This is a genomic window from Nocardia sp. NPDC051981, from assembly GCF_040680715.1.
GTDB lineage: Bacteria > Actinomycetota > Actinomycetes > Mycobacteriales > Mycobacteriaceae > Nocardia.
In genome coordinates this window covers 1-23,619 of the sequence record NZ_JBFAXK010000051.1, presented here as the reverse complement: position 1 = coordinate 23,619, position 23,619 = coordinate 1, and the positions used below count along the sequence as shown (strand labels likewise).

Sequence of the window (23,619 nt, the reverse complement as noted above, 5' to 3'; positions counted from 1 at the left end):
ACACCGCTGCCGACCATGAGCGTCACGATCGCGGCGGGGGTGCGCAGCCACGCGCTGAAACGGTGAATCCGCGCGCGCCAGTTCTTGTCTCCGGCGCGGGGTTTGGCCGCTTCCGCGATCGGGATGACCAGCCGCAGCACCCCATCGCTGTAGTCGGCGCGGATCGCGTCGGTGTCGAGGTTCTCGCCCAGGAACAGTTGACGGCTGAACGTGCCGCGGGTGCGTTCGGCGGCGAGCATCGACCGATCCGGATCCAGTTCCCGGCGGGTGGCGTGCACGGTCACCACGTTGCGTTCGACGTCCAGATCCAGTGAGTCCGGGTCGATACCGGGCAGGTCGAGTTCGACGAAGAACTCGTCCCCGTCGCGCCAGGCGTCCATCGGCATCACCGCCGGGCGTGCCGGGGTGCCGAACACCGCCTGTGTCAATCGATCCAGGTCACGGAAGGGATCGGTCTGCAGCATGGGCATGGTCCCCACCTCCAATTCACTCCATTCTCGATCGAGGAGAACTCAGATAATCTCTGTCATCTCACACAGATCTTTAATAGCATCTTAGGCAGGAGAGCGCAAGACCCTGGGGAAGGTAATCTGAGGTATGACCATGGATGAGAACCGGCCATGGCTGAGAGCAGGGAGAACACAGGCGATGCTGGAACATCAATCGGGCCGGCTGCCGCTGCCGGGGCAGGCGGTGTACGCGATCTCGGTGGCTGCCGAGCTGTCCGGTGTCGGGGTCCAGACGCTGCGCCTGTACGAGCAGCACGGGCTGATCACCCCGGCCCGCAGCGCGGGTGGCACGCGCCGTTACAGCGGTGAGGACCTGACCCGGCTCGCGCGCATCATCGCCCTGGCCGCCGAAGGGATCAACCTGGCCGGGATCGCACGCATCCTCGACCTCGAAGACGCGAACACCGTGCTGCGCGAATCCAACACCGCACTCACCACCGAAGCCGACCGGCACCGGGACCACTCCTAGCCTCCCACCGATCGCGTCGCACCAGGGCGCGCGGCACCAGCCCGCCTCCCCAGCTCGGCGGGCCACGGTTTCCGCCGAGCACCGCGAACCACACCCGTGGTGTTGATGCTGGCGCCGGGCACACCCGGGCTGAGCCTCGGCCGAGGCGGGCATGTGGGAGGTGATCGGAAGGGCCGTGGCCAGTCGAGAATTCCGGATGGCTGCGTAATGTGGCGGTCCGAATAGTTGATCGATACCGGTTTCCGCCGGGCCGCAGCGGGAACGCCATCGATGATCACCCACAGCGTATTCCCGAGGCCGAGCAGGCCGAGCCCACCCGGGTGGAAGCCACCATCAGGGGTGTTGAGATCAGCGACGTCGACCGGACCTTGTAATGAAATGCCGTAATGCCGTGAATTGCTCGACGCCGTGGCGCGGGCGGCGGAGCTGGACACCAGCGACCAGGCCCGTGACGCCCTGACGGCGGTCCTGGCCACCTGCGCGCATTGCCTGCCGCCACCGGTACGCCACCGCCACGCCCACCGGCTGCCGGGCCTGTTCGAGCCCGCGATCGACGCCTACGGCGAACCCCGCCCGCTCGACAGCACCACGGTGATCGCCGAGGTCGCCTGGCGCCTCGAGGTCGCACCCGAACGCGCCCACCAGCTCATCGCGGCGGTGCTCCACACCCTGCAGATCCAGGACCCGGACCTGCTCGCCGACCTCACCGCGCACCTGCGCGCCGACGTCATCGACCTGCTGACCACGCCGCCACATCACGTCACCTCGGTAGCGCCGGCAACTCCCGCCGAATCGGCCCGCGAGATCGAATGACCTCGCGGTCGGTATTTCCAGGTCTGGGAATCCCCCCTGCGGCCGCGAATATGGCACGAAGACACATCTGTACCCGCCGCCGGGGGGAAGAAGGCCGCCCTCGCCCGGGAGTTCGGCGTCAGCCGTGAGACGGATGGTGTATGTCTACCTCCATGCTGCGCCGCGACTGCCGGCCCACGCCCGATGTCGCGGTCCTCCACCACGTACCGGGTCGTGGTGGTGTTGGGCGACTGCTCCCTTGTCGACGCAATAATGGACTCGCCTGCCGATCGAGCCAGCCGATGAACCCAGCCCGGTCCTGGGGACGTGCGCCGCACCCGGTCTCGCGGATGATGCCGAACTGCCTGTGCCAGTAAGACTTTCCGTACGACCTGCCCAGGTGGGACGAACCCTGCGGTCAACCCGCTCGAGGCCGCATAGGCCCTCATCCGCGCCCGTGGGCGCGGCCGACCGCGATAGGATCGAACCGCTCGTCCCGTTTGTGTTCCACGATTGCAGTTCCCGTAACGAATCGAACGGTGGCTCACATCATGCGTATCGGGAAACTCGCCATAGCCGCGGTCGCCGCGTGACCCTCGGTGATCTGGCTGGTGGCAGACACTCTCGCCGCGAGGATCCGCTCCTCATCGCCGTCACCGTCAGTTGGAAGTAGAACCGCGCGATCTCGGGGGTCGTCGGCATGATCAGTTAGGCAGATCTGGCGAGGCATCTGCGGGATAATCAACTTGGCGAATTTCCCGCACACATTTACTCACCGGCCCCGACGCAGCGCTGAAGAATGCTAGGCAATTGGATAGAAGAGATCTTTGGTCTGGCTGGCCATCCCGGCGCGCCGGGACGGACGCACTCAGTGTAGTTTCGACAGGTCAGCGCGTACACGGAACCGTTGTTACCACACGTATTTTCCGCGCGTTTCGGGGTGGCCGCACCATACTGGCATTTGGCATTTCCGTGCATCGCCGACAGCTGGACCGCGACCCGAGATCCCCTACGGCCGCCGTGGCATCCGGTGGTTCATGTCCGGAGAAGTCCGCAGTCGGCGCCTATCGAAACAGTAAGGGGCAGTGTACCTTTTAGATGTCAGAGTACGTCAGCCGGAAGGGCATTGGCAGGAAGAGGTAACGAAAATGAAGTCGCGGAATCCTGAGCAGCAACAGAAATTGCACAACCGGTTGGAGTCTTTGCGGGAATTGTTGGCAGGGCTCGAAAGGGAAATTGAACAGAAAGAAGGCCGCAACGACATCGACGACCTTACGATACATGAGTTGAAGAAGGAGAGGCTGGCAGCGAAAGATAATATTACACTGCTGGAGTCACAGCTCGAGACAAACGTACACGGAACACAGTCGGACGAATGACAAATCCCCTACGCCCTTCGCCGACCGGTGCATAACCAGCACGAAACCCAATGCCGCTGGCTTATGCGCCGGTGTCGCCGGATCTCGGCGGGACTGGGATGGTTGATGTTGGGCTCGGGGATAGCTGCGGTGCCTCGCGGCGAGTTCAGGCATTCGGTGATCCCGGCGACGGTGTCGGCTGTGGTCGTGGCGAGCCGGTCAGGGGAAAACCCGCCTGTTCGGTGATGTCCTCGACGACGGGCGCGAAGCGAAGCCCCGGACAAGCCGTTCCCTCCGATCGTGCTGGACCACGGCGATCACGAGGTCGTCGACGGCACTCTGTTCATATTGTCCTTGACAGCGGCCGCGGACAACGCGCCCGGCGTCCAAAAATCGGGCATTGGAAGGCAATTGGTCGCCCACGCACTACGCCTGCACCCCACGGTCACCCTCGACGTCTTCGAGCTCAACTCCAGCGCCCGAGCCTTCCACACCCGCTTGGGTTTCCGTGAAAACCCGGTACGGAATCGCTGAGGAACACGCGCGTAGCCCCGGTCCGCGGCCTGGCAGCCGACCTGACCGAGGCGCACGCGGTCCAGATAAACCCGCACTACGACTACCGCGCCGACGATCGATGAAAACCCATGCTGCACTTACCCTCCCATTGGCCGTGGGCCGAGCAGTGGCGACAACTCTGGTACGCCACCATCACCGCGCCCTCGACCGCCTGAACGGCCAGTAACCGCCTCTGCGACCAGGAACGATGGTGGAAAGGCTGGGCAGACCAGCGGCTATCTCACACCCGAAACCTGCTGGTCTGCGTGTCTTCGATGTGCAGACCAGCCCCGAAACCGGATCGGTGGATCGAGGCTTAGAGCTCATCGGCGGCGCGCAGCAGCAGCGCGGCACGCCCGGCTGCGGCGAGCGCGGCATCGACGTCCTCGGCCGAGCAGTCGGGGACCGCGCCCCATTCGTGTTCGGTGGCGGGGTCGATCAAGGGGAGTCGAGTCGTGGCTCTCGAGGGTGTCCAGCAGCCCGCGAGGTAGAAATCGTCGACGTAGGGCTACGGCGACGAGTTCGTCGAGCAGGTCTGCGCCTACTGACTCCATTCCGCCACAAAGACAGAACTCGATCGAGCCGTCACGACGCTCGAGGCTTTGTTCCATCCGGTCGGGACACAAACTGTGACCTATCGCCATGGTCTGGACGCGCATCTGCGCGTCCCTCCCGGTGGCAAGTGCGCTCTCGACGGTCGGCTCGCCTCGGAACAAACGACGGGGATATGACGGACGACCGTCGCTGCCTCGGCGGTGACGGCAAGAGAGACTTTTCTCGCCACTGGACCCCACGGGCCGGGTCGGCCACGGTCGTTCTCATCTTGAACGTGCGCGGGCTGATGCCCTCGATCCCGATCTCGGCCATGATCTTCGCGACGGTCTTCTCGCTCACCACCTCGCCGCGTTCACGCAGTTCGCTGCAGCGAGTGGCGAGGGTCCAGGCGGCGGTCTGCCTGGGTTGTTGCCGCTGTCGGTCGTGGGTTTTCGTGGTTATGTGTCGCGGTTGGTGAGGGTGGTGGTGAAGCGGTGTTTGTAGTCGGTGGGGGTGAGTCCGAGGTGGCGGGCGAAGGCGCGGCGTAGAGATTCGTCGCTGCCCAGGCCGCTGTGGCGGGCGGCGGCGGTGATGGTGTGTCCGTGCAGGATCAGTTGCTGGGCCAGGTCCAGGCGGACGCGTTCGATCCATCGTGCGGGGGTGGTGCCGAGTTCGGCGTGGAACAGGCGGGTGATCTGGCGGGGACTCAGGGCGACGGTTGCGGCGAGGGTGGTGGCGCTGTGGTCGGCGGCGGGGTCGGCGTGGACGGCGTCGATGATGGTGCGCAGGGCCGGGGTGCGCGCTGGTGGGGTGTGCAGGGCGGTCGAGAATTGGGATTGGCCGCCGGGGCGTTGCAGGTAGACGACCAGTTCCCGGGCGACCGCGCGGGCGGTGTCGGGGCCGTGATCGTGTTCGACCAGTGCCAGTGCCATGTCGATGCCGGCACTGACACCTGCCGAGGTGAGGTAGCGGCCGTCGCTGATGTGCAGTGCGTCGGCGACGACGTCGATGCGGGGGTATCGCTGTGCCAGGGTGCGGGCGTGTCGCCAGTGGGTGGTGGCGCGGCGGCCGTCGAGCAGACCGAGTTCGGCCAGCACGAACGCGCCGGTGCACACCGAGGCCACCCGGGATGCGGTGGCGGCCAGCGTGCGCGCGGCCTCGAGCAACGCGGCCTCGATGCGATGCTCCACCAGATGGTCGGCCCCGGGGATAACGAGAGTGTCGATCGGGCCGGCGTCGGCGGCGGCGGTCGTGGCGATGGTGATCTTCGACGAGGCGGTGACCGGGCCGCCGTCGGGTGAGAGCAGCACCGATTCGTAGTGGCCGTCGGCATTGTGCAGGACGTCGACCGGTCCGGAGACATCGAGCAGGGTGACGTGGTCGAAAGTGAGGAAACCGACGCGACGAGTCATGTCCGGATCTGTGGTTTGTTTGTCGCAATAGACATGGTGGGAGTGTAGTGGGCCCGGGCACAGTGAAGAGGTCAACCACGATCGAAGGAGGCAGACAGCGGTGAGTGCGGAGACGATCGCGGGGGTGGCGAACCCCGACAGCGCGCCCGCCCGGGAGGCGACCGAGCTGGTGCGGGAAGTGGCTGCCCTGCCGTATGTGGGCACCGCGGCGGCCCGGGCCGCGCGGGAGGTGGCCCGCCGCTACCATTCACCGGCGTTGTTCAACCACTCGGTGCGCTCGTTCTACTGGGCGGCGGCGCTGGCACGGGAGGAATGCCTCACCGTCGATATCGAGTTGCTGTACGTCGCGGCGATGTTCCACGACATCGGCTTGGTGCCCGAATTCGATTCATATGCCGTCGATTTCGAAGACGCCAGCGGTCATGTCGCCATGGTGTTCGCCGCCGGCGCGGGCTGGTCCCCGGCGCGGGCGCGGCGCCTGCACGAGATTATCGTGCGACACATGTGGAATCACGTCGATGTCGAGGTCGATGTCGAGGGGCATCTGCTCGAACGCGCCACTGGCATCGACATCTGCGGTCGCGAGAACCACCTGCTGCCCGAAAGTACCCGCGCGACGGTGCTGGCGCGATGGCCGCGGCGGGGCCTGGTCGAGGAGTTCACCCGCTGTTTCGAGCACCAAGCGGTCCGCAAACCCCGCAGCACGGCGGCGTTAGCACTCCGAACTGGGCTGGCGGCCAAACTCCGCGACAACCCGCTCGACACCGCAAGCGACACCACCGCCCTACCGTAACCGGGCACCGCTGAGCACTACGCGGCCCGTGGACGCCTAGACGAGTGATTCCGAGGTCGGGTGGGCTGTGGTGCGGCTTGCCTGACTTTGCTAGCGGTCGTAAGCGGTCACGGAAGACGATGGTCAACCGCCCGCGGCGGAAGGTCACTTGTGCTCGGGCACCGAGACTTCCGCCGGTGAGCGATCGAAGCGGAGCCCACGTCAGGACGGGTGGCGCAGGCCGGTGGCGGTGCGTTCGCGGTAGGCGACATCGCCGACCAGATGCGGGGCGACCCAGTCCGCGGTGGCCGCGATCGACGACGGGATCTCACTGGAGACCGGCGGCGCGGCAACGGCCAGGGCCAGCAGCTCGCGCTGCAGCACCCGTGCTGCTCGGGGCGGTCGGGACCGGGTTCAGCGACGCCACCCGTGGTCGTGGGCGGCGACGAGCAGGGACCCGAACACCTCGCTGTGGGTGTGGCCGGCCAGCCAGCCGACCACCACCACCTCGGCCGACCGGCGCAGCGGGAGCTTGCGCCACGCCTGCGACAGCCCGGCCCGGTAGGTGGTGCTACGCGTTTGCCGATCACGCCCTCGTACCCGACCGAACCGGACAGCGCGTGGCGCCGGCACCTGCAGGGCTCCGGCCCGATCGGCGGGCGGTGGCAAGTCATGGACCCGAGGCCCCGGCCAAGAGGTCTTCCGTCCCTGTGCGCACCCGGCCGGAGTGGGAATCCTCGAGTGTATGGGCATTTCCGTCCCGCACCGGCTACGCGAGCGATATGAAACGATGCGCAACGGTCCCGAGCGTCGCAGTACCCGGCGACTGGCCGGAGTGCTGGGCCCGGTGGACTACACCGCGTCCGCGGGTTACCGGCCCCCGCCGTGGCTCTACCGGCGCCTGCAGCCGTTGGGATGGGCCTTGGCCGCGGCCGGCGTGAGCCCGCAATACGCCGTCGTCTTGGAGGTTCCCGGACGGCATACCGGCATTATCCGACGCGTCAATCTGGTGCGTGTCGACTACGGCGGACAGCACTACCTGGTATCGCTGGCCGGGGAATCGGAATGGGTCCGCAACGTGCGCGTTGCGTCCGGCCATGTGGTCGTCGGACGTCGCCAACGCCGGGCTGCCATCCTCACCGAAATCCCGGCCAACGCCCGGGTCGATGTGATCCGCGCCTACCTCACCCGCGCCGGCCGTACGGCACGCTCGTGGAGCAAGGCCAGCGAGGCCCGACACTATTTCGGTGTCGGCGTCGAACCATCGGCGGAGGAGCTGGCCCGGATCGTCGAGCGCTATCCCGTCTTCCGCATCGACTACCAGCCATCCGGCAGCCCGTGTGCCACATAGCCGAAGTCCGGCTCGAGTCATCGGTCACAGCCTTGGATAGCGCACCGAATGCCCGCAGGCCGCGCTGATCGAACCGGCCAGCGTGGGCGCTCTCAAGGTTGACGGGCTGAGATCATCTCCCCCCGGCCGGGCCCGCCGGCTGTGCGCGGAAGTGCCGGATGTCGCACATTGGCGGAGCGCGCCATGGGGTGCCAGGGAATAGCCCTGGTCATGTGAACGCCATGAAAACAGTTCACAGATTCATTGCTGAAAGATAGCGGGTTGGCATAATTTCGAAGGCACGTCGATCGCGTTGGCGACATTGCGATCACAGGGCCACCCCCATCCAGCTCCATGACGCTGCGGATTCAACGGCCGGTGACCCGTCTACGAAGGATCCACCATGAGCCAATTCCCGCGCTCTGCAACAGAATCCACGATGCCGCCGACCCCCGCGGTTCGGCCCAGCAAGGTCCTCGTCGTCGAGAGCAACCCGGCGATGGCAGAGATCGAGGCACTCGTGCTGGCCAACGCCGGCCACGAGGTGATGTCCGCCCCCGACGCGCAGCGCGCCTTGACCCTGGCTCAGCGATGGAATCCGGACCTGGTGCTGCTCGAGCTGGACCTGCCCGACCTGCCTGGCGCGAACCTGTGCCGACAACTGCGGAAACGTGCACCGATTCCGATCATCGCGGTCTGCCTCGACGGCGATCCCGATGCCATCGATGACGCCTACGCGGCCGGTGCTTGTGACTACCTGCCCAAACCGCTCAGAAACGGTGAACTGCTCGACCACATCCGTGTCCATCTCACAGCACCGCAGGCGGCCTGAAGCATCGCCAATTCGGCCGTGGCGCGCCAATTGGTCTGCACCCCGTACGCGGTAGAAGGCCGCAAGGGCGGGCACCGACTTGTCGGTCGCGAACGACGTCCTCGCCCGCGATCTTCACCTCCCCATCTTTGATCCACTGTCTCGTGTGCGCGTTCGGAAAACGATGGTCGACTGAACGCGAGCGGCCCTGCTCTGGACCTCCACTCTGTCGCAGCGGTAGATGGCGGTGTTGTCGCACCCTCAGGTGGCGCGCCGGCGCCCGGAACCTGGTGCGGTGCTGAACGTCCGCTACTGCCGAATGCTGTACATCACCACGAGCATTACTCGGTCTGTTGTGTGTTGGCCTCGCGCCATCGGCCCGGTGGCATTCCATGGTGTCGGCGGAAGGTCGCCGCGAAGGCGTTGGGTGAGGTGTAGCCGGTTTTGCGGGCGATCTGGTCGAGAGTGAGTTCTCTGGATAGCAGGTAGTCGCGAGCGAGGGTGAGACGCCAGTCGGTCAGGTATTGCATCGGGGTCTGGCCGAGCGCGCGTTCGAAGTTGCGGGCAAACGTCGGGCGCGACATTGCGGTGAGTTGCGCGAGTTGTGGAACGGTCCAGGCTCGGTCCGGCTGTTCGTGGATCGCTCGAAGCGCGTGGCCGAGCCGGGGGTCTTCGGCGGCGCGGTACCAGCGTGGCGCGGTGGAGCTCTGGTCGTAGGACGCGCGCAGGACGAGGACCAGCAGGACATCGAGGAGCCTGTCGAGAATGGTTTGACTGCCGGGGGCTGAATGCTGGAGCTCTCGTGAGATCAGAGAGACGACGTCGTGCACCTGGTCGTGTGCGGATGGCCGGATGACGAGTACGGGTGGCAGTGCCTGGATCAGGCTTCGGCCTACATCGCCGGAGAGGCGGTAGGCGCCGCACAAGAAGACCGACGCCTCGGGGTCGGTGGCGTTGGGGATCGATGTGCGTGCCCAGAACTGTTCGTGGGAGACGCATCTGGTCAGGTTCGGTTCGTCGGCGATGTGGTGGTCGCGGCCCCCGACGACGATGGCGAGGTCGCCGGGGAGCAGGCGATGGGCGTCGGCGGTGTCGTCGAGCCAAAGCCATACGTGTCCGCGCAGTACCGTATGCAGCGAGAGCTGAATCGAGCCGGGCAATGTCAGGCCCCAGGGCGGCAGCGCCACCGAGCGCGCGAATACCGCGCCCGAGGCCCGAGCCCGCACCAGATAGTCCTGTAGAACATCCACCTAATGAGCGTATCTCGTTTTCATTGGAGAGGATCACGCATTGATAAGCTCAAGTATGCGCGGCAGGCTAACGATATGAATGAAGCCCAGCCCACGGTCCTGGTTCTCGGAGCAACCGGCAAGACCGGCTCTCGCGTCGTGTCCCATCTGCGAAACCGCGCCCTCGCTGTTCGCGCCGCTGCGAGGTCCGGTGCCGACATCGCTTTCGACTGGAGCAACCGCGAAACCTACGCCCCGGCACTGGAATCCGTTGACCGCGTCTACCTGATGGCACCGATCCTGCGCACCGACTTCGCACCGGATGTTTCGGTGTTCCTCGACGCCGCCGAGGCGACCGGGGTCGAACATGTGACGTTCCTGAGCGCGTACGGGATGGAATACGCACCCGGGCAGGTCGCCACCCGCGCGGTCGAACTCGACCTGATCGGCCGGGAGCGGCTCGGCCACACGATTCTGCGCCCGGCGTGGTTCATGCAGAACTTCAGCGAGACGTTCCTGCGGCCGATCAACGGCGCGATCATCGTCCCCACCGGCAACGGCACCGAGGCGTTCATCGACGTCGACGACATCGCCGCCGTCGCCGCGGATACACTCGCCGATCCAGCCGCGCACGCCGGAGCTGCGTACAGCCTGACCGGACCGCAAGCCCTCACCGTCGCCGACGCCGCGGCCATCATCGGCCGAGCCACCGGCCAGCCACTCGTTCACCAGGACCTCGACCGCGACACCTGGGTCGCCGGTGTCCTGGCCGCCGGCATCCCCACCGAGTACGGTGCTGTGCTGCGCCAACTCACCGAAATGGTGGCGTCGGGCCATGGCTCCCAGCCCAACGACAGCGTCGAGAAGATCACCGGCCATCCCGCCCGAACCTTCGACCAGTTCGCCCAGGCCAACACCTCCGCGTGGAAAGAGGACGCACAGTGATCGACCACGTCTACATCTCCGTCACCGATATCGACAAGGCACTCGCGTTCTACCTCGAAGCCCTCGCCCCTGTGGGCTGGAGCGCGTTCGGGAACTACAGCGCAACCTCGGGGCCCGACAATGTGCCCGACCTCTTCGGCATCGGCGACGCCGACTACATTTCCGGCACGAAGGTCGGCTCGAGCATCTGGCTGCGACAGCGCCAGCCTGGCGAGACGGGCCTCTACCTCGGCATCGTGTGCGACAGCAACGAAATGGTCGACGCAGCCCATGCCGCTGCCATCAGCGCGGGCGGAATCGACGAAGGCGGACCGTCCGACCGGACCTATTTCGCACCCGGTTACTACGCCGCCAACGTGCGTGATACCGACGGCAACCGCCTCGAATTCGTCCACAAAGCCTGGAACACAGCTCGGTAGACACGCGGGACGGCAAGCCTGGCCCTGTATCCCATCCACCTGCCAGGCAGCGCCATCAGCTTTCCCGTGCGTGTCGCCGACGCGGCCCGGCACGACGATACCAACCGGCTTCACCCGGCCCGTTCGCCAGATAGCCTGAGCCACGCCAGTAGCTGATCATCTTGGCCGACTGCCACACCTGAGAATCGACCAGATCGCTACGCACCAGCATCTCCCCAGTGGCGCCGGCTGCGCGGGCGGTGTCGATCGGTTCGATCGCCGCGGTGACCATCGTCGCTGCCCCCTTGCCGGACCGGTTTTGCCCGCCCGCAACCGCATGCCCGCCACAACCGGAGCGGCGAGGTCGGTGCTGATCGTGGCTGCCAAGGGTGAAAGCCCTTTGCGCAGAACCTGTTTCCCCGCAATCTTGGTGTGCCCGTAGGAGGCGCCCTGCTTCTGATGGCCGTAGACCGGCCGCAGCAGTGAGTCGATGTCCACGAACGCCCTCGCCTCGGTGCCGGGCAGCAGACCGGCCCGCGCGATGAGTGCGTACAGATGCTCACGCATCACCGACTCCAATTGCTTGGCGTGTCCGAAGGTGAACTCCCGCAAAAGGATCCCCACCGTCGAGGGCGCATACACTGCGTCGAACAGTTCGGTCATCCCGCCGCTGCGCAACAGGTCGATGTCGTCGATGCTGTCCGCGCCCGCACACATCCCCGCGATCAACGTCGCCAGTTTCGGTGCCGGGTTGGCCGACCCGGCCTTGATCCGGGGTGTCTCGATCCTCACCTCGTCGGCCAACATGCTGGTCAAGCCGGTTTGTTCGGCCCACTACCGGGACCAGCCCAGTCACCGACACGAGGTTGTCATCGTCGAACCGCGCCGAATCCCCGGCGAAGGTGTGGAACGATCGCACTGAAAGTGTCTTCCCGATCTGCTATTCGATTGTTGCGTGAGAACATCGATCATCGCAGCTGGGAAGGCACTTTTCCCATTTTCGGCACACCCTCCGCACCGAGCACATCCACGGTTAGTTCGGCGATCCAGGCACGCCCTCGGTGTGGCAGGGCGTGCAGGAGGTTGGCCAATGACTATCCGAGTATTCCAAGCTCGACCGACATCTCGCTCGCGCTGTTCTTCTGGACAGCCTGGTCCAAAATGCCATCGCTATAGCGCTATGCCGATCAGATGGCCGACCGCATACGTCACGACCATGGCCGCGGCGCCGCCGATGAGCACGCGGATCGTCGCGCGCCACACCGGCGCTTGCCCGAGCCAGGCTCCGGCGGCGCCGGTCACCCCCAGCGCTACCAGCACCGCGCCCGCGGTGACCGGTATGCGGACGGCGGTCGGGGCGAGGATCGCCAGTAGTGGCAGCAGCGCGCCGAGGGTGAACGAAATTGCCGACGACACAGCCGCATGCAGAGGGTTGGTCAGCTCGTGCGGGTCGATCCCCAGTTCGGCCTCGGCATGGGCGAGGAACGCGTCTTGTTCGGTGAGTTCCTGTGCCACCTTCCGGGCCGTCGCGGGGGACAGGCCCTTGTGCTCGTAGATGGCGGCCAGCTCGGCCAGTTCCTCCTCGGGCTGCTCGGCCAGCTCCCGGCGCTCGATCTCGAGAAGCGCGCGCTCGCTGTCGCGCTGCGTACTTACCGATACGTACTCACCGAGGGCCATCGATACCGCACCCGCGGCCAGGCCTGCGATGCCCGCCGTCACGATCGTGCCGCGATCCGCCGTGGCGGCCGCCACGCCGATGACGATGCCCGCCACGGAGACGATTCCATCGTTCGCGCCCAGCACACCGGCGCGCAGCCAATTCAGCCGTGTGGCAAGCCCATTACCTTGAGTCTCGGAGTGTGGCAAGACCGCCGAGTTTCCGTCGTTCATCAATAGCACGAGGTCGAAGCTATTAGGTTTTCGGACGCCTGACCAGCAACGTAAGGCTAGCCGAAATAAGGTAAACCATTGCACAGGAAGGGTTTACATACCTAACTCGCTCCGTCTTCCGAGAGTGTGAGGGCCCGGTCCAACTCGAACGATCGCCATGCCTTATCGAATTATCGGATCCACTTATATGCACGCAGCGTCACCCGATGTGTCGGCAAACACAATTCCGGCAGGCATGACGATCGATGCGTAGAGGTCGCCTCGTCGGCGGTAATCGGGCCGGGGCAATGGGAGGCGCGGCCGTCGAGTGCTGCGTCGCTCGCGCGTCCCGAAACCGCATATCGAGCGAGAGAAGCTGACGACAACCGGCGGGCTTTCGGGTCCGACGTTCTCGACCGGAGTGGGCGGGTCACATTGTCGGTGTGCGTCACCCGAGGAGTTCTCGCGGGGAAAATCCTGGCTCCAGCACAGTTCCCGCAGGAGCAGCCGCAGGTTCGCGGCAGGGCGCCGGGCGCGATCAACGTCCTCTGGTCGAAAGCTGCAACGAGACGGGACTTTCCGCGGCGATGCGGAATTGCGAGCATGTATACCGGCGCCGGGCTCGATGCCGACGAGTCGACCATTGGTCTACTGCCGGATCGGAGAGCGCTCGGCGCGCACCTGGTTCGTTCTGCGTGAGCTTCTCGGCCTGGCCGATGTTCGCTACTACGACGGTTCCTGGGTGGAATACGGCTCGCTGGTTGGCGTGCCGGTCGAGGTCTGATCGAGTTCCGCACTCTGGACTGAGCGCCACGGTCCTGGGATGGACTGTGGCGCTTCGTGTTTCAGCGGCTTTGCAGGGAACGGCGAGCAGCCTGGTTGACGCGGGTGAGTGCGGCGTGCAGGTCCTCGAGGTCGGCGAGAGAGACGCCGAGTTTCTCGACGACGGCTCCGGGGATCTTCTCGGCTGCCGAACGGAGGGTCCGACCCGCTTGGGTGAGGTCGACGAGAAGATTGCGCTCGTCCTGCGGGTCACGTCGGCGGGTGATGTAGCCCGATGCCTCGAGGCGCTTGAGGAGCGGTGACAGTGTCGGTGAATCCAGTTGCAGCAACTCGCCGATATCCTTGACCGACAAGGGCGTATCACCCCAGAGTGCGAGCATCACCAAGTACTGCGGGTGCGTGAGCCCGAGCGGATCGAGCAACGGCCTGTAAACGGCCAGCACGGCACGGTTTGCCAATGCCAGTGCGAAGCACACCTGCCGTTCGAGCCGCAGGGGATCGTCGATCTCGACCGTCACGAGGCCGTACTCCTACTCTCGCCCCGATTCGATAGGGCGCTAACGGTTAGTGCCCTAATCATAGGCGTCATCGTCGATGCGCTGCAAAGCGGGCACACCCTCCCACGCCGGATCATCCGGGCATGGCCGCGTATCGCGCATTAATGGTTAATGTACGATTCGTTCGCATGCGACGAGTTGGATCGTCCTGCAGGAAGGGATGTCGCGATGGCGCGAGACGCGGATGAATGCACCCACAGGCAGTGCAAGCAGCGGAAACGTCCCTCCTGGCGGTGCGGGCGAGCGGGCCAGGCAACCGAACCGATTGCAGCGTCTGGCCGATGCTCGGTCGGGCTCGTGGTGGCCCCGGTCCGTGAGGCGGGTGACCCGATGAACGGCGGCGAGGCGGGGTCGTGCTGATTCGACACCGCGCCGGCCTCCGCGCTGTGCCGCGACATCGGCCTGCCACCGGGAATCGGTCACGACAACGGGCGGATGTATTCCTGACCTTCAATGAATCGCCGTACCCGTTGCTGGCCGCGGTTCGTGATGCACTGGTCGCGGTCATGGACAGCGCGCATCGATATCCGGACTTTGCCGGTGTCACCTTGATCGAACAGCTTGCCGAGCACTGGCACGTCCAACGCTCGCAGGTCACCATCGACGGTGGTTCGAGCGGTGTAATCCGCAGTATCGCCTCGGTTTTCGCCGAACCCGGCACGACCGCGGTGTTCGGGTGGCTTCCGTTCCCGGTGTACGAGCAGGCGACGCCGCTGGCCGGAGCTCAGCCGAACCGAGTGCCGCTCGATAGTTCCTATCGCCTGGACCTTCCGGCGATCAGCCGAGCTGTCGACGACCGCGCCCGCGTCGTGTTCCTCTGTTTGCCGAACAACCCGACGGGCATGACCGTGTCTCAGGCGGCGTTGCGCGCGTTCATGGCGTCGGTGCCGCGGCACCTGCTCGTGGTTGTCGATGAGTGCTACGGCGCCTTCGTGACGGCTCCTGACGCAGATCGTGGCTGTCAGCTGCTCGCTGATTTTTCGAATCTTGTTGTTCTGAAGTCTTTTTCGAAGTCCGCAGGACTTGCCGGGCTGCGCGCCGGTCACGCGCTGTCCTCGCCGGAGGTGGCCGAGCTGCTCAGGCTTGCTTCTGTGCCGTTCGGTGTATCGATCTTCGCGCAGGCCGCCGCGGTGGCTGCGCTGTCGGCGCCGGCACTGAAGGTGCAGCGAGGTCGCGTTGCCGAAATCGTCTCCGAATGCGACCGGGTCCACTGCCGGCTTCGGCAAGCCAGGGTCGCTGTCGTCGAGAGTGAGGCGAATTTCCTCTACGTGACGCCGCGGACGAGCGCCGGGGAGCGCATCGCGCACCTTGCACGCTGCGGCATTCATGTCCGTCATGCGGCTGCGGATCCGATCCGGATCTCCATCGGTAGCAGCTACGACCACGACCGTTTGCTCGAGCACATCGACCTGCTCATGCCGAGCTTCCCATGATGTCGATCTCGCACAGTCGACCGACCGCCGTTGCGGCCTGCCGCCATCGCCGGCATCGCCAGCAAGGGCTGAAACGAGAGGAATTCCGATGACAGAAGTCCAAGTGAGACCGGCCCGCGCGGTCATCGCCCAGCGTCCCACGGCAGCGAGGTCGCGGCCCAAAGGGGCCTGGCTGGTCCGGGCTGTGACCACGACCGATCACAAAGCGATCGGCATCATGTACCTGGTTGTTTCGTTCGGGTTCTTTCTGATCGGTGGACTGCTTGCGCTGATCATGCGCGCCGAGCTTGCCCGGCCGGGTATGCAGTTCCTGTCGAACGAGCAGTTCAACCAGCTGTTCACCATGCACGGCACGATCATGTTGCTGATGTACGGCACACCGGTGGTGTTCGGGTTCGCCAACTACATCCTGCCGTTGCAGATCGGCGCTCCCGATGTCGCCTTCCCACGACTCAACGCGTTGAGCTTCTGGCTGTTCACATTCGGCGGGATCGTCGCTCTCAGCGGCTTCTTCACCCCGGGCGGTGCCGCTGATTTCGGTTGGACCGCGTACGCGCCTTTGGCTAACAGCACACACACACCAGGTGCCGGCGCCGATCTGTGGATCTGCGGACTCGCGATCGGCGGACTCTCGACGATCCTCGGCGCGGTCAACATGATCACCACCGTTGCCTGCCTGCGCGCCCCGGGCATGACCATGTTCCGGATGCCGGTATTCACCTGGAACATCTTCGTCACCAGCCTGATGATCCTCGTTGCGTTCCCGCCACTGACCGCGGCCTTCATCGGCCTGTGGGTCGATCGTCATCTGGGAGGCCACATCTTCGATCCCGCCACTGGCGGTGCGATCCTGTGGCAGCATCTGTTCTGGTTCTTCGGTCACCCCGAGGTCTACATCATCGCACTGCCGTTCTTCGGGATCGTGTCGGAAATCTTCCCCGTGTTCTCGCGCAAGCCGCTGTTCGGCTACCTGGGCATGGTGTACGCGACGCTCGCCATCGCGGCCCTGTCCGTTGCGGTGTGGGCACACCACATGTATGCGACGGGTGCTGTACTACTGCCGTACTTCTCGTTCATGACCTTCCTGATCGCGGTCCCGACCGGTGTGAAGATCTTCAACTGGCTGTTCACGATGTGGAAGGGCCATTTGACCTTCGAATCTCCGATGCTGTTCTCGGTCGGATTCGTCGTCACATTCCTGTTCGGTGGTCTATCCGGGGTCATCCTCGCCAGCCCCTCACTGGACTTCCATATCACCGACACCTATTTCGTCGTCGCTCATTTTCACTACGTGGTCTTCGGCACCGTCGTATTCGCCACCTACGCCGGCATCTACTTCTGGTTCCCGAAGATGACCGGCCGTCTGCTCGACGAACGGCTCGGAAAACTCCATTTCTGGCTGACCTTCCTCGGCTTCCATGGCACCTTCCTGGTCCAGCACTGGCTGGGCGCCGAAGGTATGCCGCGCCGCTACGCCGACTACCTGCCTACCGATGGCTTCACCACGCTGAACACCATCTCAACGGTGTCGGCGTTCGTGCTCGGAGCATCGGTGCTGCCGTTCCTGTGGAATGTGTTCAAGAGCTACCGATTTGGGCAAATCGTCGCTGTCGACGATCCGTGGGGATACGGTAACTCCCTCGAGTGGGCCACCAGCTGCCCTCCACCGCGCCACAACTTCACAGAACTGCCCCGAATCCGCAGCGAGCGGCCCGCATTCGAGCTGCACTACCCCCACATGATCGAACGTATGCGCGCCGAAGCACACAGTCACAACTCGTTCACCCGCGCCAAGACCGCCCAGTTGGAGACGACACGATGACGGCGTTGCCGGTGGCTTTCGCTGTGCTCGTCGCCACAACACTGGCAACCGTTGGCATTCTTGGCGTAGCCCCGAAGTCGACCCGTCCAGCGATCACCAGAACGGTAGCCGGCGCCGTCCCGGTGCTCGTCGCTTCATGGCTGTTTCTTGCAATGTCGGTAATGAACTGAACACCCGAGCAGCCTCGTGTCCTATTGCTGTTCGACACATATTGAATGTGAGAGTGGTCGGCAAGGTATGCGAGAGCCCTGTCCCTGGCGTTCGGTGCATCTCGGATGAAGCTGCGGCGGCCGCATATCGCGGCCGCGGCAGAGCAATCACCGAGGATCGGAATCGACGTGTCGAGGTGACTGGAGCCCTGTGAGCAGGTCCACCGGTTGTGAGAGTTCCGATGCCCCGCGCTGGCCGGTTCGGTCAGCGCGGTATGCGGCATTGCCGGGCGTTCCTGGCGTGGGTGGTATGTCGCCGCAAGCTCAGGCGGGGCGAACATCGAGAACGAGCGCGACTGACGTCGCGATCGAGAACGCGAGGAAGACTGTGGCTCCCAGCATGTTCCGGTCGCCGCTGCGGATGTGGGCGAGGATCGCGCCGCCGAAGTAGGCCACCAGCCCGATCGCGGCGGCGATCGCGAAGGGCGGGAACCAGATGCCCGAGATGAGACCGACTGTCGCGGCGATCTGCAGGCTCCCGAGCGCGGTGAGCTGGGACGTGGTGAGGTGGACCGCTTCGGCGAATTGGCGGATCCACGCTGGGCGAACGAACTTCATCACTCCGGACTGGAGCATCGCCACAGCGAGCAGGACGGACAGGGTCAGGGCTGCGATATGCATGATGGCAACGCTAGGAATCCGATAGGTACCCTTTGGTAACCTTCGGATCGTGAGTGCCCCTGCAGGAATCATGTTCATGTCCGACTGTCCTGCGCGCACAGCAATCGAAGTCATCGCGAACAAGTGGTCGGTAGTCACCTTGTACGCGCTCCAAGACGGTCCCAAGCGACACGGCGAACTGGTCGCCCTGTCCGGCGGGATCTCCCGAAAAGTGCTGACCCAGACCCTCCGCCGCCTGCAGAGCAACGGCCTCATCGACCGACAGCAGTACGCCGAAGCGCCCCCACGGGTGGAGTACAGCCTGACCGCGCTCGGCCGGACACTCCAGGAACCGATAGCGATGCTGACGGAATGGGCGCAGGTGCACGGAGAAGAACTCGTCGACTTCCAGGAATCGACAGCCGCGAACCAGACGCACTAGGTTACGCACAGCCCACACCTTCGGAGAGTCCGGCGCCAAGGCATAGGGAACGTCATTGGCAGTGCCCGCACATCGGCAGTAGCGGACGTTCTGCACCGCAACAGGTTCCGGCCGCCGTCGCCCAGCGCTGGCCTGTTCGGTCAGCGCGGTATGCGGCAATAGCGGATGGTTTGTACAGCATTGGTTCCCGCACGCTGTGGCTAGTTGGATCTCTCGGCGGCATAGTCGGGGAACCGTTCCCGCATCGCAGCATCGAACGCGGCCGCATCCTCGAGGGAGTCCCACCGGTGGAACTGGCCCCGCTGCAGATACCACCGCATCAACGACGCCGCATCCCGCACCCGGCCATCCAGCACGCACAGCACGACGGTTCCGCGCAGCAGCGTCGGATCTGGATTCGTTTCCCACGGCGCGATTGTCGGCTCGCGTGCCGTCTGCAGTAGAGCGGGGAACGTGGATCGTTTGGCGAACCATTCACGCACGGGGCCGCGGACGTACTCCATGCACTGAGCCACCGCCACATCGAGCTGGGCGTCGAAATCGATCGACATTACCGGCGGTTTCGGTGAAGTATCCAACAGATCGAAGAGCCCACGATTGATGTCGCCGCGACTCAGCCCGTCGCCGGGCATGTCATGCATGACCTCCTCAACGGCCGGCGATCCGATCCGCGCAGTCCCTTTGAGGCGAAGGCCACCATCCCGGTGGCGCTCGATGTCGGCATCGACAGTCGAGGTCATCCTGGGGATCGACTCGTTCGCCGGGCTGAAGCTGCCTGGTTACGCGCACCCACAGCTACTCACCTTCCCGACAACACTCTCACGTCAACGGGCCAAGCCGCCGCGGCATCTCGCCACAGCGGAGAAGACGACCGGCCAACTGCCCATGAGTACTGCCACCCGTGCCCTTTCATCAGCGTCGGTAACCTATACCGGCCCAACGACACTCAGCTGTCCGAGCAATCGATGCGAGTGGCTCGAAGCACGCTCATCGGCATGAGCGCGCATTGTTGGCGGCCGAGTGGCGCTCAGCCTGTTGGTGGCTATCCCTTGTCTGAATTCAGATCGCTCGACGGGGGCCGGGTGGGTCTGAGAGGGTCACCACATGAAGATCGGTGTTGCACTTCCGCAGATGGCTCCCGGGTACGGACCGGGTACGACGCTCGACTGGGCCCGGCGAATCGACGTGGGTCCGTTCTCGAGCGTCTCGGTGGGGGAGCGGGTGACGTTTTCGAATCCGGAGATGGTCGCGACGCTCGGCGCCTGCGCGGCGGTGACGGAGCGGGTGCAGGTTTTGGCGAATCTCTTTGTGCTTCCACAGCACCCGGTGGCGATGGTCGCCCAGCAGATCGGCACGCTCGACCAACTCGCGAACGGACGCCTCGAGGTGGCCGTCGGCGTCGGCGGTCGCGAACACGACTACCGCGCTCTCGGCGCCGATTTCACGCGACGGCACCAGCAGCTCGATGACAAGGTCGCCGAGCTGAAAGCACTGCTTGACGGCAAGCCGCCGTTCGACGGCGCGGACCCGGTCGGGCCGGCGTGCGTGCAGCCGGGTGGACCGATCATCCTCGCCGGTGCGATGGGTCCGAAGGCGATGCGCCGGGCGGCGCGGTGGGCCGACGGCATCTCCGGCTTCAGCGTCGCGGGCAACGCCGACGAAATCGCCAAAGCAAGCGAGCTCGCCGACCGTTGCTGGGCCGAGGCCGGTCGTGCGACGACCCCGCGCAAGGTCAGTGGCTGCTTCACCGCCCTGGGCGTCACCGACGCGTCAGAAGCGTTGCGCTCCTTCACCGCTCACTACCTCGGCTTCCTCGGACCGAAGCTGGCCGAGATGGTCGCCACCTCGGCGCGGGCATCGAGTCCCGAGGTGCTCGCCGATATTCTCGACGGCGCGGAGCAGGCCGGGTGCGACGAGTTCATCCTGGTCCCGGCCGTCACCGACCTGAACTTCCTCGAGGTGGCGACCGAGGTGGTGGCCGCACGGTCCTGACGCCCGAGGAACGGAACATGGTGCGACTCTGCGAGTGATCCGGTGGGCTCGGCCAGGCCGCGATCGGACAGATCCAGCAGATCGTACGGTCGAGCCCGGACCCACCCTCACGAGTCCAAGTGGGCACATGCGCAATTCGGCAATAGCGGACGTTCCGCCGGCCTCGGATCGCCACGGCCAGTTGATCTTCCGATGCCCAGCGCTGGCCGACTCGGTCAGCGCGGTATGCGGCAGAATAGTGCGTTCCTGACTTCTAAGTTTCGTGGTCACCGTTGTGCGGATGAACTGGGTCCGGTCGCGAGAACCGTTGCGGCGAAGCCTCATCCATCGTGGCTGATGAGACCGGCTACGGTGAGTTCTGTCGGGCTGGGCAGCTTGGGGGCCGCGCCACAGGATCACGTGAGGTAGCAGTGTCTTTTCCGATCAAGGACGTCAGCAACCGCTGGGGACGGCCGACCATGTCCGTTGCTGTTCCGGTCGAGAGATTCGAGCAGTACGCAGGGCAGGTTCCGGACTTCTTGCTCGATTTATGGCGTGGCTTCGGGTTTGCCGGGTTCCGTAAGGGACTGTTGTGGTTGTGCGACCCCGTGCAGTGGCAGCCGACAGTCGACGCGTGGACCAGCGATCTGGACCTGCCGTTCGGTGAGGACACGTGGGTCGCGGTGAGCCGATCGGCATTCGGCCGATTGTCGCTGTGGGGTCGGCGGACAGGGCTGAGCCTGACCATAACGCCGCACTACGGTCAGATCTTTCCCGTCGACAACTCCGAAAACATGTCGGATCCCTTCTCGCGCGATGTCCAGATCCTCGCGAATTTGGAGGCGGCAGCCATCATGAAGACACTGGATGAAGACGCTGACGACGACAAGCCGCTGTTCAAACGGGTCTTGAAGCGTCTGGGTCCGGTCGGCCCCACTACGATGTACGGGTTCGTACCTGCCCTGGCTCTGGGCGGGCCGATGCTGCCGGACCATGTTGAAATCGTCGATGCCGCAGTGCATATGGAAATCTTGCGCCAGGTGACACCCCGGACTCTGATGCTGAATCCGTACCGATAGGCGCTCCTGCGCATCGTGGACGGACACGGTAGTCGGCATGAGCGGATGTCTCTGGGCCGCTGTCGATCTCGCCAGCCGGCGCCCCGCGCTGGCCGGTTCGGTCAGCGCGGTATGCGGCATTCAGGACATTTGATCCTGGTCGAGCCACTGGCGGTGAACAGGTATCAGGATCCGCCGCCCTGCAGCAATCCTCAACTCCGCCAACGTGACACTTCGAGCATTTACTAGAACAGTATTGACTAGCGAAGTAGAGCTCGCGATGCTCGACTCATGCGAACGACCGATACCGACCTCACCGTCGAGCAGGTCGCCGCGCGGGCCGGTGTCCCGACGAGCACCGTGCGCATGTATCAGTCCAAGGGGTTGCTGCATGCGCCACGCCGGGTCGGCCGCACCGCGCGCTACGACAGCTCACACCTGCAACGTCTCGAACTGGTGCAGCGTCTGCAGGACCGCGGCTTCTCACTCGCCTCGATCGCCGAACTTTTGACCGCGCGCGAGCAGGGGGCGACCGTCGCCGATCTGCTCGCACTGCCCGGCGGGCCCGAGGACTGGGTACCACTCGGCTTGGGCGATATCCGACTGATGATCAAGCCCAAAGCCCTGCGACCAACCTTGCTGCGCAAGGCAACTCAGCTCGGATTGATCCGATGGCGACGCGGCAGACCGCAGACGCGACGCTGGGCACTCACCAGCGGCCTGCGAGTCGCCGAACTGGACATACCGCCGAGCGAGGTGCTCGACCAGATCGTCCGATTGCGTGCACACACCGATCAGATCGCCGCTGACTTCGGCGACATCTTCGAGCGCACACTGTGGCCCCGCATCCAAGCCGACAGCACCGAGACCGACCAACTCGACCGAATCCGAGCACTCCTACAGGAACTGACCGACCTGGCCGAAGGAGTAGTAGTCAGCGCCTTACGAGAATCGGTCCGCCACCTCGCCGAACAATTCGTCGAACGACACGAACTACTGCCCGCAAACGGCGAACGCCCCGCCTGGCTGGACCGCTCGATCCCGATCCTCAACGAGCGCCTGCTCGAAACCGGCGACGACGACATCGAAGCGGTAGACCACTTCCTGGCCGCCGATCACACCCAGGAGTAGTGATGAACTCACACTTCAACTCCCCTGTCACGAACACTGACCAAGAACGGGGCAAACGAGCACCACAGGATCAGGCGGGCACCCGAGTAGGCACCCGAAAAACGATCTTGACCTGGATCCGGTACTACTGGGACGTGATCCTCGGTGTTGTGTCCGGGTTCGCCATGGTCTTCTTCTCCACCCTGGCGCTGGTCAGCGTCCTGTACTTCTGGGCCCTACCGGTGGGATCGATTCTCGCGCTGGCTATCTGGGCAGTGACCGCGATCGTCAGCACAGTACGCATGCACTTTCGAGGCTGGAACTCCGCCACGATTCGATTCCTGGCCGGGTTCGGGATCATCCCCTGCTACACCGGCACAGCAGTGATCATCGCCGCATGCCTCGACGGCTGGGGCAATCCCTTCATCGGCTGATCTCGCCAGCAGCGGCAGTTCGATAACGACCGTGAAAGACAAGCACGGATCCCAAACCAGTCACAGCCGGGCCGATACCGCCGAGCAGAGAGGGCGTAGCGGCCAGCGCACGGCATTCGGCATGAGCGGACACCGCGATGGCCCCGAGATGCCCCGGGGCCGTTGATCTTAAGTTAGGTCGCGCGGACACGGGCGGGGACGCCGTGGCAGGACGTGC

25 protein-coding genes and 3 pseudogenes are annotated in these 23,619 nt (G+C 64.9%); 17 read left to right on the top strand and 11 right to left on the bottom strand.

Going from position 1 to position 23,619, the window contains the following annotated elements; translation table 11 throughout:
- Window positions 1-95: 95 nt before the first annotated feature.
- Window positions 96-470, bottom strand: a pseudogene (locus AB0L60_RS41740) (HSP20 family small heat-shock protein); the annotation flags it as partial.
- Window positions 471-648: 178 nt separating this feature from the next.
- Between AB0L60_RS41740 and AB0L60_RS41735 the strand changes: the two are divergent.
- The 4 genes from AB0L60_RS41735 to AB0L60_RS41720 all read left to right on the top strand — a co-directional run bounded on the left by AB0L60_RS41735 (window position 649) and on the right by AB0L60_RS41720 (window position 3,662).
- Entirely contained in the window at window positions 649-978 is a 330-nt protein-coding gene (locus AB0L60_RS41735) for a MerR family transcriptional regulator (protein WP_364626268.1), read from the top strand.
- 396 nt (window positions 979-1,374) lie between these two features.
- Window positions 1,375-1,791 (top strand): DUF2267 domain-containing protein, encoded by a 417-nt coding sequence (locus AB0L60_RS41730; protein ID WP_364626263.1) that lies wholly within the window; start codon window positions 1,375-1,377, stop codon window positions 1,789-1,791.
- A gap of 1,064 nt (window positions 1,792-2,855) precedes the next feature.
- On the top strand, window positions 2,856-3,149 hold the full coding sequence (locus tag AB0L60_RS41725; RefSeq protein WP_364626260.1) for a YdcH family protein: 294 nt from the start codon (window positions 2,856-2,858) through the stop codon (window positions 3,147-3,149).
- Window positions 3,150-3,428: 279 nt separating this feature from the next.
- Complete coding sequence (locus AB0L60_RS41720; protein WP_364626257.1) at window positions 3,429-3,662, top strand: GNAT family N-acetyltransferase; 234 nt, start codon at window positions 3,429-3,431, stop codon at window positions 3,660-3,662.
- A gap of 337 nt (window positions 3,663-3,999) precedes the next feature.
- On the opposite strand, the pseudogene AB0L60_RS41715 reads toward AB0L60_RS41720, so the two are convergent.
- Both AB0L60_RS41715 and AB0L60_RS41710 read right to left on the bottom strand, forming a co-directional pair.
- Window positions 4,000-4,146, bottom strand: a pseudogene (locus AB0L60_RS41715) (hypothetical protein); the annotation flags it as partial.
- Window positions 4,147-4,675: 529 nt separating this feature from the next.
- Window positions 4,676-5,629, bottom strand: a complete 954-nt coding sequence (locus AB0L60_RS41710; RefSeq protein WP_364626254.1) for a GlxA family transcriptional regulator — start codon at window positions 5,627-5,629, stop codon at window positions 4,676-4,678.
- Between the two features lie 100 nt (window positions 5,630-5,729).
- Here AB0L60_RS41710 and AB0L60_RS41705 point away from each other — a divergent pair, with 100 nt between their 5' ends.
- Entirely contained in the window at window positions 5,730-6,422 is a 693-nt protein-coding gene (locus AB0L60_RS41705) for an HD domain-containing protein (RefSeq protein ID WP_364626251.1), read from the top strand.
- Between the two features lie 201 nt (window positions 6,423-6,623).
- On the opposite strand, the gene AB0L60_RS41700 is transcribed toward AB0L60_RS41705, so the two are convergent.
- Window positions 6,624-6,785 carry a hypothetical protein gene (locus tag AB0L60_RS41700; protein ID WP_364626247.1) on the bottom strand — a complete coding sequence of 54 codons (162 nt, stop codon included), beginning with the start codon at window positions 6,783-6,785 and terminating at the stop codon, window positions 6,624-6,626.
- A gap of 30 nt (window positions 6,786-6,815) precedes the next feature.
- Window positions 6,816-7,034 carry a hypothetical protein gene (locus AB0L60_RS41695; protein ID WP_364626245.1) on the bottom strand — a complete coding sequence of 73 codons (219 nt, stop codon included), beginning with the start codon at window positions 7,032-7,034 and terminating at the stop codon, window positions 6,816-6,818.
- 112 nt (window positions 7,035-7,146) lie between these two features.
- On the opposite strand from AB0L60_RS41695, the gene AB0L60_RS41690 reads away from it, so the two are divergent.
- Together AB0L60_RS41690 and AB0L60_RS41685 are read left to right on the top strand one after the other, a co-directional pair.
- Window positions 7,147-7,752 carry a nitroreductase/quinone reductase family protein gene (locus tag AB0L60_RS41690; RefSeq protein ID WP_364626242.1) on the top strand — a complete coding sequence of 202 codons (606 nt, stop codon included), beginning with the start codon at window positions 7,147-7,149 and terminating at the stop codon, window positions 7,750-7,752.
- A 382-nt stretch (window positions 7,753-8,134) separates the two neighbouring features.
- A complete protein-coding gene (locus AB0L60_RS41685; RefSeq protein ID WP_364626239.1) occupies window positions 8,135-8,563 on the top strand; it encodes a response regulator in 429 nt (142 codons plus the stop codon).
- Between the two features lie 320 nt (window positions 8,564-8,883).
- Here AB0L60_RS41685 and AB0L60_RS41680 read toward each other — a convergent pair whose 3' ends face one another.
- Window positions 8,884-9,792, bottom strand: a complete 909-nt coding sequence (locus AB0L60_RS41680; protein WP_364626237.1) for an AraC family transcriptional regulator — start codon at window positions 9,790-9,792, stop codon at window positions 8,884-8,886.
- A gap of 75 nt (window positions 9,793-9,867) precedes the next feature.
- Here AB0L60_RS41680 and AB0L60_RS41675 point away from each other — a divergent pair, with 75 nt between their 5' ends.
- Complete coding sequence (locus AB0L60_RS41675) at window positions 9,868-10,716, top strand: NAD(P)H-binding protein (RefSeq protein WP_364626235.1); 849 nt, start codon at window positions 9,868-9,870, stop codon at window positions 10,714-10,716.
- On the top strand, window positions 10,713-11,135 hold the full coding sequence (locus AB0L60_RS41670) for a VOC family protein (RefSeq protein WP_364626233.1): 423 nt from the start codon (window positions 10,713-10,715) through the stop codon (window positions 11,133-11,135). The genes AB0L60_RS41675 and AB0L60_RS41670 overlap by 4 nt, the downstream gene beginning before the upstream one ends.
- A gap of 193 nt (window positions 11,136-11,328) precedes the next feature.
- Here AB0L60_RS41670 and AB0L60_RS41665 read toward each other — a convergent pair.
- Window positions 11,329-12,033, bottom strand: a pseudogene (locus AB0L60_RS41665) (IS1380 family transposase); the annotation flags it as partial.
- 251 nt (window positions 12,034-12,284) lie between these two features.
- A complete protein-coding gene (locus AB0L60_RS41660; RefSeq protein WP_364626231.1) occupies window positions 12,285-13,004 on the bottom strand; it encodes a VIT family protein in 720 nt (239 codons plus the stop codon).
- Window positions 13,005-13,608: 604 nt separating this feature from the next.
- Here AB0L60_RS41660 and AB0L60_RS41655 point away from each other — a divergent pair.
- A complete protein-coding gene (locus AB0L60_RS41655; RefSeq protein WP_364626228.1) occupies window positions 13,609-13,767 on the top strand; it encodes a rhodanese-like domain-containing protein in 159 nt (52 codons plus the stop codon).
- 61 nt (window positions 13,768-13,828) lie between these two features.
- On the opposite strand, the gene AB0L60_RS41650 is transcribed toward AB0L60_RS41655, so the two are convergent.
- A complete protein-coding gene (locus AB0L60_RS41650; protein ID WP_364626225.1) occupies window positions 13,829-14,284 on the bottom strand; it encodes a MarR family transcriptional regulator in 456 nt (151 codons plus the stop codon).
- 392 nt (window positions 14,285-14,676) lie between these two features.
- On the opposite strand from AB0L60_RS41650, the gene AB0L60_RS41645 reads away from it, so the two are divergent.
- Together AB0L60_RS41645 and ctaD are read left to right on the top strand one after the other, a co-directional pair.
- Window positions 14,677-15,756 (top strand): aminotransferase class I/II-fold pyridoxal phosphate-dependent enzyme, encoded by a 1,080-nt coding sequence (locus AB0L60_RS41645; protein WP_364626221.1) that lies wholly within the window; start codon window positions 14,677-14,679, stop codon window positions 15,754-15,756.
- An 88-nt stretch (window positions 15,757-15,844) separates the two neighbouring features.
- Window positions 15,845-17,578: a cytochrome c oxidase subunit I gene (ctaD, locus tag AB0L60_RS41640; protein WP_364626265.1), complete on the top strand. Its 1,734-nt coding sequence runs from the start codon at window positions 15,845-15,847 to the stop codon at window positions 17,576-17,578.
- Window positions 17,579-18,051: 473 nt separating this feature from the next.
- Here the strand turns inward: ctaD and AB0L60_RS41635 are convergent, their stop codons facing one another.
- Window positions 18,052-18,408 carry a DoxX family protein gene (locus AB0L60_RS41635; RefSeq protein WP_364626219.1) on the bottom strand — a complete coding sequence of 119 codons (357 nt, stop codon included), beginning with the start codon at window positions 18,406-18,408 and terminating at the stop codon, window positions 18,052-18,054.
- A 49-nt stretch (window positions 18,409-18,457) separates the two neighbouring features.
- Here AB0L60_RS41635 and AB0L60_RS41630 point away from each other — a divergent pair, with 49 nt between their 5' ends.
- A complete protein-coding gene (locus AB0L60_RS41630; RefSeq protein WP_364626217.1) occupies window positions 18,458-18,829 on the top strand; it encodes a helix-turn-helix domain-containing protein in 372 nt (123 codons plus the stop codon).
- Window positions 18,830-19,029: 200 nt separating this feature from the next.
- Here AB0L60_RS41630 and AB0L60_RS41625 read toward each other — a convergent pair whose 3' ends face one another.
- On the bottom strand, window positions 19,030-19,569 hold the full coding sequence (locus tag AB0L60_RS41625; protein ID WP_364626214.1) for a hypothetical protein: 540 nt from the start codon (window positions 19,567-19,569) through the stop codon (window positions 19,030-19,032).
- Window positions 19,570-19,933: 364 nt separating this feature from the next.
- Between AB0L60_RS41625 and AB0L60_RS41620 the strand changes: the two genes are divergently transcribed.
- The 4 genes from AB0L60_RS41620 (at window position 19,934) to AB0L60_RS41605 (ending at window position 23,402) form a co-directional block, all read left to right on the top strand.
- The gene (locus AB0L60_RS41620) at window positions 19,934-20,821 is read left to right on the top strand and encodes an LLM class flavin-dependent oxidoreductase (protein WP_364626211.1); all 888 of its coding nucleotides are present in this window, start codon (window positions 19,934-19,936) and stop codon (window positions 20,819-20,821) included.
- Window positions 20,822-21,150: 329 nt separating this feature from the next.
- Window positions 21,151-21,879 (top strand): GAD-like domain-containing protein, encoded by a 729-nt coding sequence (locus AB0L60_RS41615; protein ID WP_364626208.1) that lies wholly within the window; start codon window positions 21,151-21,153, stop codon window positions 21,877-21,879.
- Between the two features lie 270 nt (window positions 21,880-22,149).
- Complete coding sequence (locus AB0L60_RS41610; protein ID WP_364626206.1) at window positions 22,150-22,989, top strand: MerR family transcriptional regulator; 840 nt, start codon at window positions 22,150-22,152, stop codon at window positions 22,987-22,989.
- A 107-nt stretch (window positions 22,990-23,096) separates the two neighbouring features.
- Entirely contained in the window at window positions 23,097-23,402 is a 306-nt protein-coding gene (locus tag AB0L60_RS41605; protein WP_364626203.1) for a hypothetical protein, read from the top strand.
- Window positions 23,403-23,619: the final 217 nt, after the last annotated feature.

Excerpts from the sequence above, each read along its gene's own strand:
- AB0L60_RS41735 (WP_364626268.1), top strand. The coding sequence starts at position 649 with ATGCTGGAACATCAATCGGGCCGGCTGCCGCTGCCGGGGCAGGCGGTG.
- AB0L60_RS41710 (WP_364626254.1), bottom strand. The coding sequence starts at position 5,629 with ATGACTCGTCGCGTCGGTTTCCTCACTTTCGACCACGTCACCCTGCTC.
- AB0L60_RS41690 (WP_364626242.1), top strand. The coding sequence starts at position 7,147 with ATGGGCATTTCCGTCCCGCACCGGCTACGCGAGCGATATGAAACGATG.
- AB0L60_RS41685 (WP_364626239.1), top strand. The coding sequence starts at position 8,135 with ATGAGCCAATTCCCGCGCTCTGCAACAGAATCCACGATGCCGCCGACC.
- AB0L60_RS41675 (WP_364626235.1), top strand. The coding sequence starts at position 9,868 with ATGAATGAAGCCCAGCCCACGGTCCTGGTTCTCGGAGCAACCGGCAAG.
- AB0L60_RS41660 (WP_364626231.1), bottom strand. The coding sequence starts at position 13,004 with ATGAACGACGGAAACTCGGCGGTCTTGCCACACTCCGAGACTCAAGGT.
- AB0L60_RS41655 (WP_364626228.1), top strand. The coding sequence starts at position 13,609 with ATGCCGACGAGTCGACCATTGGTCTACTGCCGGATCGGAGAGCGCTCG.
- ctaD (WP_364626265.1), top strand. The coding sequence starts at position 15,845 with ATGACAGAAGTCCAAGTGAGACCGGCCCGCGCGGTCATCGCCCAGCGT.
- AB0L60_RS41635 (WP_364626219.1), bottom strand. The coding sequence starts at position 18,408 with ATGCATATCGCAGCCCTGACCCTGTCCGTCCTGCTCGCTGTGGCGATG.
- AB0L60_RS41625 (WP_364626214.1), bottom strand. The coding sequence starts at position 19,569 with ATGACCTCGACTGTCGATGCCGACATCGAGCGCCACCGGGATGGTGGC.
- AB0L60_RS41620 (WP_364626211.1), top strand. The coding sequence starts at position 19,934 with ATGAAGATCGGTGTTGCACTTCCGCAGATGGCTCCCGGGTACGGACCG.
- AB0L60_RS41610 (WP_364626206.1), top strand. The coding sequence starts at position 22,150 with ATGCGAACGACCGATACCGACCTCACCGTCGAGCAGGTCGCCGCGCGG.